The sequence below is a fragment of the Aeoliella fuhlenseeensis genome, assembly GCF_052161615.1.
Lineage (GTDB): Bacteria > Planctomycetota > Planctomycetia > Pirellulales > Lacipirellulaceae > Aeoliella.
In genome coordinates this window covers 2,902,144-2,920,376 of sequence record NZ_CP197417.1, presented here as the reverse complement: position 1 = coordinate 2,920,376, position 18,233 = coordinate 2,902,144, and the positions used below count along the sequence as shown (strand labels likewise).

Here is an 18,233-nt window from a genome sequence, read left to right as displayed (position 1 = left end):
GCGAAATCAGCAGAATGGTCGCCATCGCTACAGTTTTGGGTTGTTTTGAGCCGCCTAGCGCGATGCGGAGTAAGGCACAGGCTTTGCAACGGACGCCTTGTACTAAGTCCCCTAGATTCTCAATTCACGAGTCCGATCATGGCCAATAATTCGTCAAAGGAAGGCAAGTCGAGCACTCGCCAGCAGCGCCCACCGCAGACCCAGTCCAAACAGCCGGGGCGGCGGTCGAAAATGAAGCCCAAGCCCGAGTCGTTTAATGTTTCGATCACGGGAAGCGGACTGCTGGATGGGAAAGTGGCGCTGATCACGGGTGGAGATAGCGGCATTGGTCGCGCGGCGGCGATTGCCTTCGCCCGCGAAGGGGCCGATGTCGCGATTGTCTACCTTGAAGAAACCGAGGACGCGCGGGACACACAGCAGGAAGTGGAGAGCCGCGGGCGGCGCTGCCTGCTGATCAAGGGCGATGTCGGGCGCGAGGCTTTCTGCCTGAAGGCGGTGGAGCAAACCGTCAAGCAACTCGGCCAACTCGACATTCTGGTGAACAATGCGGCGGAGCAGCATCCGCAAGAAGAACTTGAAGCCATTAGCGCTAAACAATTGGAGCAGACGTTTCGCACCAACGTCTTCTCGATGTTCTATCTAGCGAAGGCCGCGCTGCCGCACCTCAAGAAGTCGAGCGGGGCATCGATCATCAACACCACCAGCGTCACGGCCTATCGCGGCAGTCCAGGCTTGCTCGACTACTCAGCAACCAAGGGCGCGGTGGTTAGCTTCACGCGGTCGTTATCGCAGAATCTCGTGAAAGATGGCATCCGGGTGAACGCCGTGGCCCCGGGACCGATCTGGACGCCGCTCATCCCCGCGACGTTCGACAAGAAGAAGGTCTCGAAGTTCGGCGCCGACACACCCATGGGCCGCGCGGGTCAGCCTTGGGAATGTGGCGAGTGCTACGTGTTCCTCGCCTCCGAGCAATCGTCGTACATTACCGGTCAAGTTCTACACCCCAATGGTGGAGAGATTATCAATGGTTAATGCAACTCCTCTGCACGCCTACGCGCGTGAGTCACGCTTTGCCCCCGCTGAGTCGACTCCGGAATCGGAGGCCCACTACGTGCCGCACAATCCGAACGACACGGTGCAGTCGCACGAACCACCGCATGGCGAACCCTGTGCCCAGGAAGTGGATTGCGACGCGCTCGCCACGTATCTCCGAGATCACCTGGCGGGGGGAGCAACGGCAGTGTCGACGCTTCGTGCGCTGGAAAGCAAAGACCTGCCGGCACCTCTGAAAGAAGTGATCGAGTGGGTTATTCCTGACATCGAAGAGGACAAACGAACGCTCGAGCGGATGATTCACTCGCTCGACGTCAAACAAACGTGGTGGCGCAGCGCGGGGGCGTGGTTCGCCGCGAAGTTGAGCAGTTGGAAGTTTTGGCACCGCGTTTCCGGCGATCTTGGGCACCTCGAAGTGCTCGAAATCCTTTCCATTGGAATCCTAGGCAAACGGGCACTCTGGCGTGTGCTGGCAAACCTCCAAGCCGCCACAGCTCAATTTGCCGGCACGGATTTTCACGCGCTGATCGCGCGAGCAGAGCAGCAGTACGACGCCGTTGAACACGCCCGCATGCGCACCGCGAGCGTGGCGTTTCTAATGCACCGCAAGGCCTAAGCCGATTTGGGTGGCCAAGGGATGAACGCGCTCGTTCGACGCTTATACTCCGCATAGTCGGGGCGGCGATCGGCGATGTCGTACTCAAGCAGGCGAACTCCAGAGAACTGGAGCAGTAGCACGGTCATGAGAACAGGACTAATTGCGGTCCAGGCATCGGACCACGTGGCGAGTGAGACCATCCACAGCCCCCACCATACGCAGCAGTCCCCGAAGTAATTCGGGTGCCGCGTATATCGCCAGAACCCGCGGTCGCATACTTTGCCTTTGTTGGCAGGGTTGGCTTTGAACTTCGCGAGCTGCCAGTCGCCGCCGGCCTCGAACACGAGACCAATGGTCCAAACCATCAGGCCCACGAGATGCCAAGCGGATAGCGATTTGAGGAACTCTGAGTGCCCCATGCCGATGGTCACTGGCAGGGCGACGATCCACATGATGACACCTTGCAACGCGAACACCGTGAACAGGCTCACCCAGCAGAACCGCTCGCCGTGTTTCTTGCGCATGGCGGCGTAGCGATGGTCTTCGGGCTTGCCGATGTTTCGCCACGCTAGGTAGCCCGCCAGTCGAAATCCCCAGACGGTAACGAGCACGAGTAACACCGTCGCGCGAAGCCCGTCGGCGGGAGCGGCGAAGTAGGCGATCCACGCCACCAGCACAAATCCCGCCCCCCAGCCGATGTCAACAATGCTGACGTTCTGGATCACGGTGCTCACGAGCCAGAACGTCAGCATGTACACGCTGATGGAAAATGCCGCGAGCAAGAGTAAAGCAGAGATCGACACGCACTAACTCCGCGGTGCAAACAGGTAGTGTCCGACGCCCCATTGCTGGCCATGATCGTAGGCGAAGAGCTCGGCGCACGCCATAAAAAACATCCGCCACCGTTGTAGCTGAATGTCAACGCTATCGGGATGGTCGCCGGTTGCGAGGGCATCCGCGGCGGCGGAGGAGTGGGCGTCGAGATTCGCGAGCCACGCCTCGCAGGTTCTTGCATAATGCGTGCCATCGAGCCACCAGTCGGATTCGACCTGCATGTCGTCTTCGAACTGCCGGAATAAATCGAAGCTTGGCATAACGCCGCCGGTGAAAAAATGCTGCGTCATCCAGTTCGATGACTTGCCGGCGTTCAAATCCACGTCGAAGGGGTAGGCGAACTGGCGATGGCAGAAGATGTGCACGAACAGTCGACCTTCAGCTCGCAACCATCGCCGAATACGGCCGAGCAATACTTGGTAGTTGCGGACATGTTCAAACATCTCGACGGACACAACGCGATCGAACTGGCCAGCCGGTTCGAAGTGGGCGACGTTCGCCGTGACGACTTCAAGGTTCGTGAAGCCCTGCCGCGCCGCCTTGGCCTGAATGTACTCGCGCTGCGTGGATGAATTGGACATCGCGACGATCTGGCTCGCGGGGTAGTGCTCGGCGAGCCACAACGAAAGTGATCCCCAACCGCAACCTAGCTCCAGGATCCGCTGGCCCTCAGCAATTCCCGCCCGTTCGCAGGTGAGACGAAGCATCGCGGCCTCGGATTCGGCGAGCGTGGCGTGAGAGTCGGGCCAGTAACCACAACTGTACTTGAGCCGCGGCCCCAACACCGTTTCGAAGAACGCAGCGGGCACTTCGTAGTGCTGCTGGTTGGCGTTGTCGGTCGCCACCGCCACGGCGTCGACATCCCGGAGTCGCTGGGCGAAGCGCTCGACGGATTCGTTCGACTCGCGCGACAGCTTGAGTCGCGTGCTTAGCAATCGGCGAATGCCGTACCGAATGGCACGATCGGGCAGGTACCGCCGTTCGGCGAGGGTAGTGAGTGTCATGGACTTAAACCTTCATGCATTCCATCTGAACGAGACCGATCTGCCTCTCGCGGAATCCGGCGATGCAGTACGACAAGTAGTAATCCCACATGCGAATGAACCGCTCGTCAAACCCAAGTCGACGGACTTCGTGCAGTTCGTCGAAGAACCTCTCGCGCCAGGCGGCAAGCGTGCGGGCATAGTGGGGCGTGTAGTCGTCGAGGCCAATGACTTGCAGCCGCGTTCCGTCGGCGATCGCCCGGTGCATGGCACCCAGCGAGGGAAGTGCGCCGCCGGGGAAGATGTAACGCTGAATGAAGTCGACCGAGTGGCGGTAGGCTTCGTACCGCTGGTCGGGGATGGTGATGGCTTGTAGGACCATTAAACCGCCCGGTCGCAAGCGATCGCTGCACGCACGGAAAAACGTCGGCAAGTATTCGTGGCCCACCGCTTCGATCATTTCGATACTCACGAGCTTGTCGAACTGACCGGTAAGCTCGCGATAGTCGCGATTGAGAAGCGTGACGCGATTGGTAAGGCCGCGGAGCGCGATCTGCTCCTTCGCGTAGTCTTGCTGTTGGTCGGAAATAGTGGTCGTGGTGACGTGGCAGCCATAATTCGTCGCGGCGTGGATGGCCAGACCCCCCCAGCCGGTGCCGATTTCGAGCAAGTGGTCGCCTGGCTTCAGTTGCAGCTTCTGGCACGCGAGATCGAACTTGTGCCGCTGTGCCTCGGCGAGTGAGGCGGTATCGCTCGGAAACACGGCCGACGAGTAAGCCATCGAATCGTCGAGCCACAGGCGATAGAAATCATTCGACAGGTCGTAGTGGGCGGCGATGTTCTTGCGGCTGCCGGTCATGGTGTTGCGGCGGAGCCAAGCAAAGGCTCGCTCGACCGGAAGGCGAAGTCGCCGAGCCCAGCTGCGATCGATCTCGGCACACGCGCTCGCGTCGCGGGCGAAGAGTTGAAGCAAACCGGGCAAGTCGTCCGCGCTCCACTCCCCCGCCATATAGGCCTCGGCCGCGCCAAGCCCGCCCCCAGCCACAATATGACGGTAGAAGCTCGCTTGGCGGACGTAGAGTTCGGCGTCGGGCACAAGTTCGTCGACCCGTGCGCCGAAGGGGTAGCTCGCTTCGGGCTCGACGATGGAGATGGTCCCGTCGCGCAAGTGCGATAGCCGATCGAACACCCGCTGACGGCACCAGCGGTCGATCCACGTCGCCCCCCGCGATCTCACCGGGCACGCACCGCTGGGCGGGGCGTCGAGGTGGTCTTGGGATGAGGATAGTAAGGACATCGTTTGCTCCAGAGGCGGAGGGCCTCAAAGTAAATGGCGGCTACCACACGTGCCGCGTTGATAGGACTGGTGGCGAGATGCCGCGCGAGCGACCAACTGGTGAGAGGTCGACGCTCGAGCGTCATCGTAGCATCGAAAAACGCTCCCTCTTCTCGGACCGTCGAAAGCTCAACAGCCAGCTGCTGACTGGGCGGCGTAATACGCCAGTGATAATCGTGCTCCATCGACATGAAGGGGGACACGTGCATTTGCTTGTCGTGGCGGTACTCACCCTCGGCCACTTCGTTGCCCGACCAAAGCAGGTAACAGTGCTGCTCGTTCCAAGGCGTGTTATTCACCTCGGCGACCAAGGCGACCAACGACTCGTCCGCGGCGAAGCAGTAGTAGAGATTCAGCGGGCTGAAATAGAACCCGAGCGATCGCGGCTGGGTGAGAAGCCGAATCGACGCGATTCCTAGGTCGCAGCCTGCTTGCTTCAAGACAAACTGCCGCACCGAATCGGCCAACCGGAGATCTCTCGGACCCAGATGATCCGGCCGGTACAGGGTAGCCGCACCGAAACGGCGCTCGGACAAGCCTCGCACCTGCTTGGAGAGAGCCGGAAGTTCATCGAGATCAACGTAAAGCCAGAACAGTCGATAACGAAACCGGTGCTCGACCGGCGTTTGCCGGCGATGCGAGACGGTTCCGTAGTAAAGGCAACTGTTCATGATGCGTGCGCGATGGACGACGAGGAGTGTGCGGACCCGGTGTGCGGCGGGAGCACAAGGGCTTCGAGGTCGATACCAAACTGCTCGGCAACGGCCAGGGCACTTCGCACCCCGTCCTCGTGAAAACCATACCCCCAGAAAGCACCACAATACCACGTTCGATTGTGGCCGCTAATCTCATGCCACCGTGATTGTGCTGCCGACGAGGCCAGCGAGTAGGCGGGGTGGTGGTACTCGAACGTACGATGCACCTTCGCGGGATCGATGGGACCAACCGGGTTGAGCGTTACGAAAACTGGCTGCGTCGTCTTCAAGTTCTGCAGTCGAACCAGATCGTAGGTGACCGACGCCGCCCGGCAGTCTCCAACGGGCACTCGGTAGTTCCAGCTCGCCCAAGCCAGCCGCCGGGTCGGCATCGGCGAGGGGTCGCTATGCAGCACAGCCACGTTGGGCTGATAAGGGAACGCGGTGAGAATCTCTTGCTCTGCATTCGTCGCATCGGAGAGCATCGACAGCGACTGATCGGCGTGGCTCGCGAACACCACGGCGTCGAACTCCTCGGCCGGTCCTAACGTGGGTTGAACGACGACGCCATCGAAGCGGCGACGAACCTCTGCGACTGGCGTCGATAGTCGCACGCGATCCGCAATGGGTTCGAGCAATCGAGCCACATAATTCTTCGCGCCACCCACGATGGTCCGCCATTGCGGCCGATCGCGAATCTGCAGGAGCCCATGATTCTGCATGAAGCCTAGGATGAACTTGGCGGGTAGCGCCTCAACTTCAGCCGGTGCCGCGGACCAAATTGCGGCGAGCATCGGGATCAAGTACCAATCGCGAAACTCGCAACCTAGTTGGTGCACGCGGAGGAAGTTGCCAAGCGTTTGAGCTTCGGATTGGGCTCCGCGAACGAATTGGGTTGCCGCCTTGTTGAACCGCAAGATATCGCGCACCATCCGGTGAAACGCCGGCCGGAGCAAATTGCGACGCTGAGCGAAGAGCGTATTGAGTGAGCTGCCGCAGTATTCCAGGCCCGTTTGCTCGTCGTGGACGCTGAAACTCATGTCGCTGGCGTGCGACTCGACGCCGAGCAATTCGAGCATTCGGCAGAAGTTCGGGTAGGTCCGGCGATTGAACACCATGAACCCGGTGTCGACGCTCACAGGGCCATCGGTCGTTTGGACCTCCACCGTATTGGTGTGCCCCCCCGCGTAATCGCCGGCTTCGAACAGCGTGATTTGGTGCTTTGTCGCCAGCAGCCGTGCCGCCAAATTGCCGCTGATGCCGGCTCCAATAATCGCGATGTTCAAGACTCACCCCGCACCAAACCACAGACCCGCGAGGTGCGCACTCGGGCCCTCGCTGAGGGGTTTTAGGAGGCTGCGGGTCGATCGACAAGCGGCGATAGGAACTATTTCTTCTGGATAAGTTCGTCCAGATCGAGCCGATAGAGCACCTGATTGTAGTTATGCCGGGGGGTAGGCTGGGCATGGTCGGCAAACTCTGCGGTGTAAGTTGCCTCGAACAGCAACACCGGAGAATCAGCCGTGGCCCATTCGTTATGCAGCCTCGGGTTGTAGAACGTGTAGTTCGCGTGGGTAACCACATGAACCGCGTCCTTCCAGGGCCCGAACGGCGTGTTGGCCTCGGCGTACCAGATCTCGCCGAGTGGCGAATCGCCCCCCACCTGCGTAAACACCGTCACCCACTTCTGCCGGTACTCGTTGAAAGCGATGGAACCCCGATGCGGGACGACGGGTTTCGAGCCCTCCGAGGTTGGCACGCTCTGCTGTGGCTCCAGCAGTTGCCACTGCGCGGGGTTACTCCAGGCTTCGAACGTTGCCAGGCACTGGAGCCTTGGAAACGGATCGCCAAACAGCAGCCATTCGGCACCCGACTCGTCGGTCCATCGCACGGGGTGGCCTTCGGGTGCCGGGGGGGCTTTCGGCGTGTCCTTTGACTTTGTCCAGTACGTGCGAAGCTTATCAAACTGCGCGGCGTCTTCGTTCCAGACGCAAAGACCCAATTCGTAGGCTTCGAGGTGGTTGCGGATCTTGGTGTAAGTCGCAACCAATCGGTCTTCGCCGTTGAGGTCGCGAAGGCTCGCGTAGCCATTCAGCCAAGTCGGCCCGTCGCCCGGCATGTCGGCCACTGAGCGCGGCCGACCTTCGCTGTCCTTGAAATAGTCGTAGCGGAGTTGAATCGGCGGGATGGGGTTTTTGAGCGGCCGTTTCGAGGTGGTCGCGCTGAGCATGTCGAACAGCCCGAGCGGGTAACGCGCGAGTGTGGTGTCGCCCCACATCCAATAGGCCTTGCCGCGATGCTCGGTGTACTGAACGCTATCGCAACCGACGATGCCTTGCTCGCGCCAGTCGCCGAACTCGCCGAATCGCTGCGCTTCGCCAAAGATGCCGGCCCCAGTGATCCTTCCGAGCCGTTTTGCGGGAAGCTTTCGCTCGACTTCGATGGTGATCTCGCCCCCTTCGGATGGGGTGACACGGACGCCACGGAAGCCGAAGCCATCGGCCGGGACCGAATAACCATGCCCCTCAACCGTGAGCCACGTCTCAGCGCCCATCAGCTCGGGCAAATCAAACGCCACGACGCCCGCGTTGTCGCTGGCGAATCGAACCTGATGCGTCGTGCGAAGCTCGACCAGCGGCACGGGCCAGCCGTTTGATTTGTCGACGATATTGATGCGGCAAGGTTCGAAGGCTTGGGCGAGGGCCGGTAAGCCGAGCAGTGCTGCAACCAGGAGAATTCGTAAATACATGGACCGCCCGTCAGTCTTGAGTCTAGCTGTGCGAGTAATGGCAGATTGCATTCTACTCTCCCGGCGGCATTCGCATCACTAAGAGCCGAAGTTCGGTCATGTCCCGGATGGCGTAGCGGACCCCCTCGCGGCCGAGGCCACTCTCTTTGACGCCGCCGTAGGGCATGTTGTCGACTCGCCAGGAGGGAACGTCGCCGATCACGACGCCACCGACTTCGAGCTCGTCCCACGCCTTTTGGACTTTCACCCAGTCACGCGTGAAGATACCCGCTTGCAGGCCGAACTGGCTGGCGTTCACCTGGCGGAGGGCGTCGTCGAAATTGCTAAACCGGCTCAGCATGGCGACTGGTCCGAAGGCTTCTTCGGCGCAGAGGTCGAGATGCGTGGGTACGTCTTCGAGCAACGTCGCTTCGAGCATCGCACCATCGCGTTTGCCGCCACACAACAGCCTGCCACCGGCGCGGACGCCTTCTTGAATCCAGCCATCAAGTCGCTCGGCTTCCTTTTCGGAGATCATGGGTCCGATGAACGTCGACTCGTCCTTGGGGTCGCCCATCTTGAGTTTCTTGGTTGCCGCGACGAGCTTCTCCTTGAACGTGTCGTAAACCTTCTCGTGGACGATGATCCGCTGCACTCCGATGCAGCTTTGGCCCGATTGATAGAACGCGCCGACGATGATCCGGTCGACGGCGTCCGTGAGGTTCGCGTCTTCGTCGACCACCACCGCGGCGTTGCCGCCGAGTTCGAGAATCACCGGCTTCTTGCCCGCCTTCTCTTTGAGCTTCCATCCTACGACAGGGGATCCCGTGAACGATAGTAGCTTGAGCCGCTCGTCGGTCGTGAACAGATCGGCTCCCTCGCGGTGGCATGGAAGGATCGAGAACGCGCCGGCGGGAAGATCGGTTTCGGCCAGCACTTCGCCGATGACGATGGCCCCAATGGGCGTGAGGCTCGCCGGCTTCAGTACGAAGGGGCAACCCGCCGCGATTGCTGGCGCGACTTTATGCGCCGCGAGATTCAGCGGAAAGTTAAATGGCGAGATGAACGAGCAGGGCCCGATCGGCACTGGCTTTACCATGCCGCGATAGCCCCGAGCCCGCTCGGAGATCTCGAGATTCAATACTTCGCCGGTAATGCGCACCGATTCCTCGGCCGCGATGCGAAAGGTGTCGATCAGCCGCGAGACTTCACCACGCGAATCCTTGATGGGCTTGCCCGCCTCAATGCACAGTGACATGGCGAGTTCCTCGGCCCGCTCCTTAAAACGCTCGACGCAATGCATGAGCACCGCTTGCCGGGCGTAGGGGGGCATCTCGCGCATGGGATTCGTGGCCTCGACCGCGGCACCGATGGCACGATCGATATCCGCCGGCGACGCCATCGCCACGCGAGTGGCCAGTTCGCCGGTGTATTTGTCGATGACCTCGAGGTCGGCGTTCGGAGACTCCGGCTTATTGGCGAGATAGAAAGGATAGGTCGCTTTCAGTTTCATCGTTCGCTCCTTCGTCGTGATAGCGGCAAGCGTAAACCATCATCGCCCGACAAACGACTGATGGCAATCGAGGCAGGGTCAACAGCGACGGATTGCCTGATTCACCAAGCTGCAAATTACGGGACCATTTCTCGGAAAACCGGGGGCTGAGCTTGAGGATGGCGGGCGGATCGGTGTATGTTACGAAGGTTGCGGCGTGGCTTTGCCGCGAAGTTGTAAGAATTATGAACCAATCGATAAGGATGGTAACCATGTTGGCAGTTCGTTGGATGTTGGCGTGCGTGGCGGTGGCTGGACTTTCGACATTCGGCTGCAACGGATCGAGCTCGACCCCGGCAGGTCATGAAGAAGAAGGTCACGATCACGCTGAAGGTGAGCACTCGCACGCCGATCCCAAGGACCTGCATGAGGCCGTCCACGTGCTAACCGAGATGCGCGACGAGCTGGCGGCCGGTTTCAAAGCGGCCGATGTGAAAGTGGTCGATGGCGTGATTCACGAGATGGGTCCCATGGTGAAGAAGACCAAGGAACTAGTCGATTCGTCGGCATCGGACATCGATCGCTACGCGAAGGGCGATGCTCATAAGGCGCTCGACCAGATCATGGAAGTGCTGCACGACCTGCACCCCTCGCATGCCGCAGATGCCAAGGTCGACCCCGCTAAGTACGACGGACAAGCCGACAGCCTGAACGACGCCCTGAAGAATCTCGACGACATCGCGCACGGTAAGAAGGTCGAAGCTCCGGCGACCGACGCACCTGCCACGGATGCTCCGGCAGTGCCCGCAACGGAACCAAATACGGAAGCAGCCACTGAGTAGTCTGAGTTTCAGGAACTACCGTGCTGCTTGGCGGACTCGCGGCTTGGTCTATAATTTGGCAACCTGCCCCGCCGAAGAATAGACCAAGCCGAAAGTCTTGCGATGCCCGCCGCTCCGTCGTTGCCCCAGCACTTGCCCACCACGCTCGCCCAACTGCATGAGTTCGGCTGGCGTTCGAAGACGGTGAAGCAAGAAATTAGCGACAACTTTACCTCGCGGCTTGCCGCGGGGGATGAGTTATATCCTGGCATCGTTGGCTACGACGATACGGTGCTGCCCGAGATCAACATCGCGCTACTCGCGCAGCACGACATTTTGTTTCTCGGTGAAAAGGGACAAGCAAAGAGTCGACTCATGCGACTCCTGGCAACCTTTCTCGACGACTTCGTGCCGTACCTCGACGACGCACAGATTCCGCTGCACGACGACCCGCTGAGTCCGATCACAAGGCGGGGTAAGCAAATCGTCGCCGAAATGCCCGCCGACGAAGTGTCCATCGCATGGTGGCCTCGCGAAGAGCGGTACGCCGAGCGACTCGCCCCCGGCACCAAGTTCGCCGACATTATCGGCGAAATCGACCCCTCGAAGCTCGCCGGCGGAATTAGCATGGGGGCGGAAGAGGCGCTTCATTTCGGCCTCATTCCACGCATGCATCGCGGCATCTTCGCGATGAACGAGCTTCCCGAGCTCGACGAGTTGGTGCAAGTTGGCTTGTTCAACATTCTCGAAGAACGCGACGTGCAGATTCGCGGGTATCCCGTGAAGTTCGATATTGACGTGATGATTCTGTTCAGCGCGAATCCGGCGACCTACAACCGCAGCGGCAAGGTGATTCCGCAGCTTAAGGACCGCATTGGTTCAGTGATCTACACGCACTACCCAACCGAGCGAGATCTTGGCATCTCGATCATGGATCAGGAAGTGGCACCAAATAATGAGGTTGGTGAAGCAAACACTGATGCGGAATCGACTAGCGCCGGACCAGAGGTTGTGGTCCCGTACTTCATGAAGGAGCTGATCGAAGAGATCAGCCGCGCGGCGAGAAAGAGCAAGTTCGTCGATCACGAGTCGGGCGTCAGTGCGAGATTGTCGATCGCCAATTACCGCACGATGCTCGCGAGTGCCAAGCACCGCGCCCTCGTGCTAGGCGAGTCACCCGCCGTCCCCCGCATCAGCGACCTCGGCCACCTTTATTCCAGCTCGCTGGGCAAACTTGAACTCGACATGATGGGTTCGCACCAGATGAGCGAAAGGCAGGTCCTCGACGCCGTGCTGGCCGAGGCGATTGGCACCGTGTTCAACGAGTACGTCGAAGAACATGGCCTGGCGGAAATCGCTCAGATCTTTTCCGAGGGCGTGAAGATCGAAGTGGGCGACATGCTCCCTTCGAGTCACTACGCGGAACTCTTGAAACGCGTGCCACCGGTATGGGACAAGGCGTTCGAAGTGAATGCCTCACAAAGCGACGCGGTGCGAGCAAGCTGCGTGGAGTTTGTCCTCGCCGGACTCTACGCCACCGATCGTATCAGCCGTAGCCAAACGCACGGGCGGATTGTCTACGAGTTTTGATCGGTTGGCAGTGCTGGGCCACTGGCCGTCAACTTTCGCTCGGCGTCACGCCTAACACCAAGTCGAACTTCGCCTCCAGCTCTCCGAGCTTCGACTCCTTCATCGGCGTAAATTCGCTCGTCACGAGCTTCTGGCGGTCGCCGAGGCTGCGGTAGAGGCCATCGCGGGCGTTTTGCTCGTGGCCGGCGAGGAACAGTTGCGTGGTGAGTTTGCGGCGGCCGTTTTGATTCACGGCGAAGTGGATATGCGGAGTACGACCAGGGTAGGGGACTGGCTTTACCGTGCGGAAGTAGTACTCGCCCGTGCTGCCGGTCAGAAATCGTCCGAAGCCCTGGAAGTTTTTGTCGCGGGTGCCATCGCCACCGCTGCGACTGTGCAGGTAAACGCCGTTACCATCGACCTGCCAAATCTCGACCACGGCGTTCCGCACCGGTTTGCCGACGGCATCGAGGATGCGTCCCGTGAGGTGCGTGATTTCGCCGACGCCTGGAGTCAGTGAGTCGTTCAGGATCAGTAGATCGTTGTCCGTGTCCAGCGGCAATTTGTCGGGATAGAACGGGCCCTCCATCAAGGGAGGAGTCTCTGCCAGCATCTCGGCGAACAGCCCAGGCGTCGTAAACGCGGCGGCCGCGAACGCCGAGCTGCGGAGAAAATTGCGACGCGCGACGGAGATGGAGCCGGCCATGACTTACCCTGTGGGAGTTGGTTGCCTACGATACTTGGTGTTCGCCACTTCGAACACTATAACGAAACCCCGCCGCCGGCTCCAAGTTCTTTCTGAGCCGGCATAGTTCCCCCTCGGACTTCTGACCCATGGACACCCTCACCGCCATTTCCGAACGTCGCAGCGTCAAGAAATACGACACCTCGCACGAGATGCCGCAGGAGCACGTCGACCAACTGCTCGACTTGGCGCTGTTGTCGCCGACCTCGTTCAATATCCAGAACTGGCGGTTCGTCGTGGTCTGCGATCCAGAGCAAAGGAAAAAGCTTCGCGCCGCCGCGTGGAATCAGGCACAGGTCGAGGAGGCGCAATTGCTACTGGTTCTGTGCGGCGATTTGAACGCATGGGACCGGCAACCCGAGCGCTACTGGCAGAACGCCCCAGCGGAAAGCCAAGCGATGATCGTGCCTGCAATTCGTCAGTTTTACAAAGATCAGCCCGAGGTGCAGCGTGACGAGGCGATGCGAAGCTGCGGGATTGCGGCTCAAACCTTGATGGTTGCAGCCAAGGCGATGGGATACGACTCGAACCCGATGATTGGTTTCGATGCTGCGCAAGTGGCCGAGATTATTGGCCTGCCTGACGATCACGTGATCGGTATGATGCTGGTGATTGGCAAAGCGGCTTCCGAAGCGCGACCGCGGGGCGGTCAGCTCGATAAGAGCGAAGTTGTGGTGATCGATCGATTCTAAATCGCCACCGAGGGGGCTACTTGCCCATGTCGATCGCTTGCTGGATGGTCCCGAAGTAGAAGCCAGCCAAGCGGAAGATAAACAAGATGAGTAGCGCGCCAACGCCTAGCCAAATCGCCAAACCGACAGCACCAGCGATCCACCGCATGGCCGTCTCGGCTTCGCCCTCGTACTGCTTAGTAAGGCGGGCCATCGATTCCGAAATCTGCCCGCTTTCCTCTGCGACAGCGAGAGCATCTAGAAACGGTGGGGGAAACGCTCCACTATTGGCGAACGCCAAATAAAGTGGCTGGCCGGCCGACACGTCCGCGATCATTTGTTTCTGATGCTGTGTGTAGAACTCATTGCCAGTGGACTTGAGCACCAAGGGGATCATCTGCCGAACGTCCATTTCGACGTTGAGCAGCAGGTGAAGCGTCCATGCTATCCGCGAAAGGCAAATCTTTTGGATCGCCGCTCCGATGCCGGGTAGCTTGGTGAAAAACAATTGCACCGGCTTCATCCACAACGCTCCGCGCCGCATGGCCACCACAAATCCGGTAATCGCTGCGATGAACACCCCAATAATTAGGAGGTAGGTAAAGAGCCCCGATGTCCCTTTCAAACCGAGGCCAATCGGGTCCACGGCTTTTCCATTTAAGTCTTTGACGTCCAGCGCGCCAAAAATCCAGATCAGCAGGCCCACGACGAAGAGGCCCATCGTCAGCTGAATCATCGGCCAAGCCAGCAGTAAGGCAAAACCGCGAGTGAGATCGTGCCGTACTCGGTAGTGGTGCTCGAGCTTGTTCAAGACCTCGGAAGTCTGTCCCGTCCGCTCGCCAACGCCCACCATCTCGAGGAAGAGCGGTGGAAATAGTTTGCCGGTCTTGGCGAGAGCTTCGCCGAAGGGTCGGCCTCGTTCAATGTCGTCCTGCACTTGACGAAACTGGTCGCGAACCGGGCCACGCGCGTTCTCGGTTTCTCGTTTCCACACGTTCCGCAAATCAACGCCAGCCGCGAGGCCCATTGCCAATCGGTGGCACAGGTCGGAGAGGCGTTTGCCTGAGATGCGGGGCGAAAGCAACATCGTTACCTGGGAGTTGGATGCAATGGGTTAGGTCTATTCGGATGTGGCCCCGGCAACTATTTCACCGGACCAGATGCCCCGCCGCGCATCGCGGGCCTCGTCCTGGGCCGTGGCGAGCGCCCGCTTCATTGTACCGCTATATCGATAGTCCAGCCGAGCCCGCGCGAGCCCGGCACGCACTAGCTCGGCGTTGAGCATCTGGTCGCCGTGCCAGACGAAGGCGAGCTGGCGGCCATAGGCATCGATACGTTCGATGCCGAACACCAACCGGACTTCGCCACCGGCCTGTTCCACGAACTGCCGAGCGAAGGCCGACGCTTCGGGGCCCCAGGGTTCGACGGGGTGGTCGGGCTTCACGGTTTCGGGAGCATCAATGCCCTGTAGCCGCAATCGCTGCCCCGATTCCAGCAGCAGAGTATCGCCATCAATCACGCGGGCTACGCGGTAGGTTCCCTCGGCGAGCGGCTGATTGTCGTCGGGCTGCCGGTACTCCTGCGCAATTCGTAGCAGCACAAACGCCGCGAGCACGAATACCCACCAGTAGATGCGGAAGGGATTTCGCGAGAATCGCTTCGCCATGCTGGTGGTCGAATGAGAGTAGAGGGCGAAAATCAGTTATTGCTAAAGCCCAACTCCACCGTCGCGGGGCGACACAGAGGGTTGCTCACAAAGCGATCTCGGCATTCGGTGCACAGGTCGAAGCGGGCTTGCTGGTAGACCTCATTGTCCAGCGGATCGATGTGCTCGTCCCGGCTAAGCATGTCCTCGATTTCCTCCAAGTAATCGCGGTCGTCATCGACGGCTTCGACACTCGTGTCGGCAGCAGCGAACACCTCCATTCGCACGATGTAGCGAATCTCGTGTTCCAAGTCGATTAATCGTTTGCAGCAATCACAAGTGAAATGGATCATCGCGTGTTGTTCCTCTGGTCCCTCTCGGATCGTACATGCCTTTAAGCATCCTTGCACCACCTGCATGTCTTCATGGTAATGACTGGAGCATCCGGTGGGCAAGCCAAAAGCACTGGTTGCCACTTCGAGCGGCTAGAGCAAATTGAGGGCCGAATCGTCGAATCACCGAGTGCTTCCTCCCATCGGGGACTTGGGCGCGGCGACGGGGACGCCCTACGACTGGCGAACCTACCTGGCCGGCATGCTGTCTGAAGTTTTTATGAAGAGACCCGAGAGCACGTTCTTTTGGGTGGTCGGAGCGCGGCCGGTCGGTTAGAATGGAAGGTATAAGAGGCGGACGTTAAGGACTTCCGAGTCTCTTATCCCCACCGGTTTGACGACGGATAGACGTAGGCAATGGCTAGCGAGTCCGGACCAACCCACTCTCTCTGGTGGCTCACAGCCACTGGTGCTGGCGCATTGCTCGATCTCTTTATCGCAGCGTTTACCTCGCGAAGTTCGCACCGCGTGAACTCCGCGCCTATGGTGAAGCGACGTTTGGCAATTTCCCGCCCAGGCCCCCATAGTATTCCATCCCCATGCAACCTATGTCCGACACCGCACTAAGTTCGAGTGTTTTGGTTTTGAACCGACAGTACATGGCGGTTCACGTGGTGGACGTGCGCCGCGCCTTCACGTTGTTGCTTCGCGAGTTGGCCGAAGTGGTCCACATCGAAGACGGCCAGTATGGCAACTACGACTTCGAATCGTGGCGTGAAATCAGCGAGCTGCAGTCGCAGTTTAAAGAGCCTCACCAGGACTGGATTCGTAGTGTGAACTTTGAAATCCAGGTTCCTCGTGTGCTACGTCTGTTGTACTACGATCGCGTCCCGAAGCAGCGAGTACGGCTCAATCGCCGCAACTTGTTCGCCCGCGACGCCAATCGCTGCCAGTACTGCGGACACTCGTTCCCCATGAGCGAGTTGAGCATCGACCACGTGGTGCCGAGCTGCAAGGGTGGTGAGACCACCTGGGAGAACGTCGTGTGTGCGTGCGTGAAGTGCAACGTCCGTAAGGGCGGTCGCACACCCCAGCAGGCGGGCATGAAGCTCTATCGCAAGCCGGTGCGGCCACGACGCAGCCCGCTGCTCGCGATCAAGCTTGGCAACCCCAAGTACGCGAGCTGGAAGACATTCCTTGATGCGGCGTATTGGTCGGTCGATTTGAAGTAGGCAACCTGCCAAGAAAAGGCAAAGGCCTTCTATCTCTACAGTGAGCCGGGCCGTCCCCGGCCCCGGAAATTTCGGCAATGGCTACGCTTTGCCATTGTCATACTTTCCGGGGCCGGGGACGGCCCGGCTCACACGTTGTTCGAAAAGCGACACCTGTAAAAAGGCAACGCCCGCGATGAAGCTCATCGCGGGCGTCGTCTTTTATTTCTATACCGCCTGCGCCGATCAACTATCGGCGAGAGGCTCTTTCTTTTCAGTAATCACTTCGCACTGCGGTGCCATCTCGGCGTTGAGCTGGATGTAGTCTTTCCACTCTTCGGGGACGTTATCCTCGTGGTAGATGGCTTCCACCGGGCATTCGGGTACGCACGCTTCGCAGTCGATGCACTCGTCGGGGTGGATATAGAGAATCTGCTCGGACTCGTAGAAGCACTCTACGGGGCAAACCACTACGCAGTCGGTGTACTTGCAGCCAAAGCACGGTTCGCAAACTACGTGCGTCATCTATCGGATCCTCTCTAACGGTCATGCGGAAGGCAACGGTGCCGGCCCGCGAAGGTTGAAGGGCGTGCGGACCAGACGTGGTGCCGCTGAACCCGTTCGGGGGCAACCACTTAGAGCCACAGGGGGCGTGGTTGCCGCACGTGTTCGATACTAGTAGTTCACGGCGCGGGGTGTCAAGCGTGGACGGCGGCAAAATCACCCGGTTTTTGCCGATCCGGACGCAAAGTAACCATTCGCCTTGCCTCGGCCCGCCCCGCTACCTAGAATCGAAGTAGGGGCCAGGCAGCACGGGGAGGGGTTGGACACCCTCCGCGTCCAGCGTGTTCGCTACCTGTTGACTATGCGGGTGTTGGCCATTGTGGTCGGTCTCTGCCGCTCACAACGAACCATACATCCCAGTAACTCGTGGAGTGACCTGTCGTGGCGCTCTCTGAAATCGACCGAAACCTCATCGACCGTTGCCTCGCTCACAAGCCGCACGCTTGGGAAGATTTCGTCGATCGTTTCATGGGCCTCGTGGTACATGTGGTCAACCACTCGGCACAAAGTCGCTCGATGCGGCTTTCCCAAGCCGATCGTGAAGACTTGGTCTCCGAGGTATTCCTGACGCTGGTCGACAACGATCTGGCAGTCTTGCGGCATTTCCGTGGCGAAAGCTCGCTGGCCACATACCTGACGGTAATAGCTCGCCGCATTGTCGTGCGGGCGCTAGTATCCGCGCCCAATCATGCCGCACCTCTGGGAAACGGTGATGTGCCTGAAAACCACGTCGGCCCCGAACAACGGATAGCCGATCGTGACGAAGTCGCCCAACTGCTCGACACCCTGCACGGCCCTGAAGCCGAAGTCGTGCGGATGTACCACATGGAAGGGAAGAGCTACGGCGAAATCAGCAAGGCCGTCGATATGCCCGAGAACAGCATCGGCCCGATGCTCACGCGTGCTCGTGCCAAGCTTCGCCACCGTGCGAAGGTCGACCGCGCCCCTAGCTAAGC

At 59.7% G+C, this 18,233-nt stretch carries 20 protein-coding genes; 8 read left to right on the top strand and 12 right to left on the bottom strand.

The window, feature by feature from the left end; all coding sequences use genetic code 11:
• Positions 1 to 138 precede the first annotated feature (138 nt).
• Positions 139 to 1,032 (top strand): SDR family oxidoreductase, encoded by an 894-nt coding sequence (locus SH292x_RS11465; RefSeq protein ID WP_442485752.1) that lies wholly within the window; start codon positions 139 to 141, stop codon positions 1,030 to 1,032.
• Positions 1,025 to 1,669, top strand: a complete 645-nt coding sequence (locus SH292x_RS11460; RefSeq protein WP_442485751.1) for a hypothetical protein — start codon at positions 1,025 to 1,027, stop codon at positions 1,667 to 1,669. The genes SH292x_RS11465 and SH292x_RS11460 overlap by 8 nt, the downstream gene beginning before the upstream one ends.
• Here SH292x_RS11460 and SH292x_RS11455 read toward each other — a convergent pair.
• The 7 genes from SH292x_RS11455 to SH292x_RS11425 form a co-directional block, all read right to left on the bottom strand.
• Positions 1,666 to 2,454, bottom strand: coding sequence for a DUF1295 domain-containing protein (locus tag SH292x_RS11455; protein WP_442485750.1), 789 nt, complete (start codon positions 2,452 to 2,454; stop codon positions 1,666 to 1,668). The two genes, SH292x_RS11460 and SH292x_RS11455, sit on opposite strands and share 4 nt — an antisense overlap.
• A 3-nt stretch (positions 2,455 to 2,457) precedes the next feature.
• Complete coding sequence (locus SH292x_RS11450; protein WP_442485749.1) at positions 2,458 to 3,489, bottom strand: SAM-dependent methyltransferase; 1,032 nt, start codon at positions 3,487 to 3,489, stop codon at positions 2,458 to 2,460.
• Positions 3,490 to 3,493: 4 nt separating this feature from the next.
• Complete coding sequence (locus tag SH292x_RS11445; RefSeq protein WP_442485748.1) at positions 3,494 to 4,765, bottom strand: class I SAM-dependent methyltransferase; 1,272 nt, start codon at positions 4,763 to 4,765, stop codon at positions 3,494 to 3,496.
• Entirely contained in the window at positions 4,702 to 5,475 is a 774-nt protein-coding gene (locus SH292x_RS11440) for a DUF1365 domain-containing protein (RefSeq protein ID WP_442485747.1), read from the bottom strand. The genes SH292x_RS11445 and SH292x_RS11440 overlap by 64 nt, the downstream gene beginning before the upstream one ends.
• On the bottom strand, positions 5,472 to 6,785 hold the full coding sequence (locus SH292x_RS11435) for an NAD(P)/FAD-dependent oxidoreductase (protein ID WP_442485746.1): 1,314 nt from the start codon (positions 6,783 to 6,785) through the stop codon (positions 5,472 to 5,474). The genes SH292x_RS11440 and SH292x_RS11435 overlap by 4 nt, the downstream gene beginning before the upstream one ends.
• Before the next feature lie 101 nt (positions 6,786 to 6,886).
• Complete coding sequence (locus SH292x_RS11430; RefSeq protein ID WP_442485745.1) at positions 6,887 to 8,248, bottom strand: hypothetical protein; 1,362 nt, start codon at positions 8,246 to 8,248, stop codon at positions 6,887 to 6,889.
• 52 nt (positions 8,249 to 8,300) lie between these two features.
• Positions 8,301 to 9,740: an aldehyde dehydrogenase family protein gene (locus tag SH292x_RS11425; protein WP_442485744.1), complete on the bottom strand. Its 1,440-nt coding sequence runs from the start codon at positions 9,738 to 9,740 to the stop codon at positions 8,301 to 8,303.
• Between the two features lie 251 nt (positions 9,741 to 9,991).
• Between SH292x_RS11425 and SH292x_RS11420 the strand changes: the two genes are divergently transcribed.
• Both SH292x_RS11420 and SH292x_RS11415 read left to right on the top strand, forming a co-directional pair.
• Positions 9,992 to 10,561 (top strand): hypothetical protein, encoded by a 570-nt coding sequence (locus SH292x_RS11420; RefSeq protein WP_442485743.1) that lies wholly within the window; start codon positions 9,992 to 9,994, stop codon positions 10,559 to 10,561.
• 102 nt (positions 10,562 to 10,663) lie between these two features.
• A complete protein-coding gene (locus SH292x_RS11415) occupies positions 10,664 to 12,130 on the top strand; it encodes a magnesium chelatase (RefSeq protein ID WP_442485742.1) in 1,467 nt (488 codons plus the stop codon).
• Between the two features lie 28 nt (positions 12,131 to 12,158).
• Here SH292x_RS11415 and SH292x_RS11410 read toward each other — a convergent pair whose 3' ends face one another.
• Positions 12,159 to 12,815 (bottom strand): dioxygenase family protein, encoded by a 657-nt coding sequence (locus SH292x_RS11410; protein WP_442485741.1) that lies wholly within the window; start codon positions 12,813 to 12,815, stop codon positions 12,159 to 12,161.
• 128 nt (positions 12,816 to 12,943) lie between these two features.
• On the opposite strand from SH292x_RS11410, the gene SH292x_RS11405 reads away from it, so the two are divergent.
• Positions 12,944 to 13,546: a nitroreductase family protein gene (locus SH292x_RS11405; protein ID WP_442485740.1), complete on the top strand. Its 603-nt coding sequence runs from the start codon at positions 12,944 to 12,946 to the stop codon at positions 13,544 to 13,546.
• A gap of 16 nt (positions 13,547 to 13,562) precedes the next feature.
• On the opposite strand, the gene SH292x_RS11400 is transcribed toward SH292x_RS11405, so the two are convergent.
• From SH292x_RS11400 to SH292x_RS11390, 3 genes are read right to left on the bottom strand one after another with little or no spacing between them, the layout of a single operon-like run.
• Complete coding sequence (locus SH292x_RS11400; protein ID WP_442485739.1) at positions 13,563 to 14,612, bottom strand: type II secretion system F family protein; 1,050 nt, start codon at positions 14,610 to 14,612, stop codon at positions 13,563 to 13,565.
• Between the two features lie 33 nt (positions 14,613 to 14,645).
• Complete coding sequence (locus SH292x_RS11395) at positions 14,646 to 15,191, bottom strand: thermonuclease family protein (RefSeq protein ID WP_442485738.1); 546 nt, start codon at positions 15,189 to 15,191, stop codon at positions 14,646 to 14,648.
• A gap of 32 nt (positions 15,192 to 15,223) precedes the next feature.
• The gene (locus tag SH292x_RS11390) at positions 15,224 to 15,523 is read right to left on the bottom strand and encodes a hypothetical protein (RefSeq protein WP_442485737.1); all 300 of its coding nucleotides are present in this window, start codon (positions 15,521 to 15,523) and stop codon (positions 15,224 to 15,226) included.
• A 169-nt stretch (positions 15,524 to 15,692) separates the two neighbouring features.
• Between SH292x_RS11390 and SH292x_RS11385 the strand changes: the two genes are divergently transcribed.
• Entirely contained in the window at positions 15,693 to 15,839 is a 147-nt protein-coding gene (locus tag SH292x_RS11385) for a hypothetical protein (RefSeq protein WP_442485736.1), read from the top strand.
• Positions 15,840 to 16,110: 271 nt separating this feature from the next.
• Entirely contained in the window at positions 16,111 to 16,734 is a 624-nt protein-coding gene (locus SH292x_RS11380) for an HNH endonuclease (RefSeq protein ID WP_442485735.1), read from the top strand.
• A gap of 225 nt (positions 16,735 to 16,959) precedes the next feature.
• On the opposite strand, the gene SH292x_RS11375 is transcribed toward SH292x_RS11380, so the two are convergent.
• Complete coding sequence (locus SH292x_RS11375; RefSeq protein ID WP_442485734.1) at positions 16,960 to 17,238, bottom strand: ferredoxin family protein; 279 nt, start codon at positions 17,236 to 17,238, stop codon at positions 16,960 to 16,962.
• Positions 17,239 to 17,658: 420 nt separating this feature from the next.
• On the opposite strand from SH292x_RS11375, the gene SH292x_RS11370 reads away from it, so the two are divergent.
• Positions 17,659 to 18,231, top strand: coding sequence for an RNA polymerase sigma factor (locus tag SH292x_RS11370; RefSeq protein WP_442485733.1), 573 nt, complete (start codon positions 17,659 to 17,661; stop codon positions 18,229 to 18,231).
• Positions 18,232 to 18,233 lie beyond the last annotated feature (2 nt).

Coding starts and splice junctions, on each gene's coding strand:
- SH292x_RS11425 (WP_442485744.1), bottom strand. CDS start 9,740: ATGAAACTGAAAGCGACCTATCCTTTCTATCTCGCCAATAAGCCGGAG.
- SH292x_RS11420 (WP_442485743.1), top strand. CDS start 9,992: ATGTTGGCAGTTCGTTGGATGTTGGCGTGCGTGGCGGTGGCTGGACTT.
- SH292x_RS11465 (WP_442485752.1), top strand. CDS start 139: ATGGCCAATAATTCGTCAAAGGAAGGCAAGTCGAGCACTCGCCAGCAG.
- SH292x_RS11430 (WP_442485745.1), bottom strand. CDS start 8,248: ATGTATTTACGAATTCTCCTGGTTGCAGCACTGCTCGGCTTACCGGCC.
- SH292x_RS11400 (WP_442485739.1), bottom strand. CDS start 14,612: ATGTTGCTTTCGCCCCGCATCTCAGGCAAACGCCTCTCCGACCTGTGC.
- SH292x_RS11415 (WP_442485742.1), top strand. CDS start 10,664: ATGCCCGCCGCTCCGTCGTTGCCCCAGCACTTGCCCACCACGCTCGCC.
- SH292x_RS11460 (WP_442485751.1), top strand. CDS start 1,025: ATGGTTAATGCAACTCCTCTGCACGCCTACGCGCGTGAGTCACGCTTT.
- SH292x_RS11375 (WP_442485734.1), bottom strand. CDS start 17,238: ATGACGCACGTAGTTTGCGAACCGTGCTTTGGCTGCAAGTACACCGAC.
- SH292x_RS11405 (WP_442485740.1), top strand. CDS start 12,944: ATGGACACCCTCACCGCCATTTCCGAACGTCGCAGCGTCAAGAAATAC.
- SH292x_RS11390 (WP_442485737.1), bottom strand. CDS start 15,523: ATGATCCATTTCACTTGTGATTGCTGCAAACGATTAATCGACTTGGAA.
- SH292x_RS11395 (WP_442485738.1), bottom strand. CDS start 15,191: ATGGCGAAGCGATTCTCGCGAAATCCCTTCCGCATCTACTGGTGGGTA.
- SH292x_RS11440 (WP_442485747.1), bottom strand. CDS start 5,475: ATGAACAGTTGCCTTTACTACGGAACCGTCTCGCATCGCCGGCAAACG.
- SH292x_RS11445 (WP_442485748.1), bottom strand. CDS start 4,765: ATGTCCTTACTATCCTCATCCCAAGACCACCTCGACGCCCCGCCCAGC.
- SH292x_RS11410 (WP_442485741.1), bottom strand. CDS start 12,815: ATGGCCGGCTCCATCTCCGTCGCGCGTCGCAATTTTCTCCGCAGCTCG.
- SH292x_RS11380 (WP_442485735.1), top strand. CDS start 16,111: ATGTCCGACACCGCACTAAGTTCGAGTGTTTTGGTTTTGAACCGACAG.
- SH292x_RS11450 (WP_442485749.1), bottom strand. CDS start 3,489: ATGACACTCACTACCCTCGCCGAACGGCGGTACCTGCCCGATCGTGCC.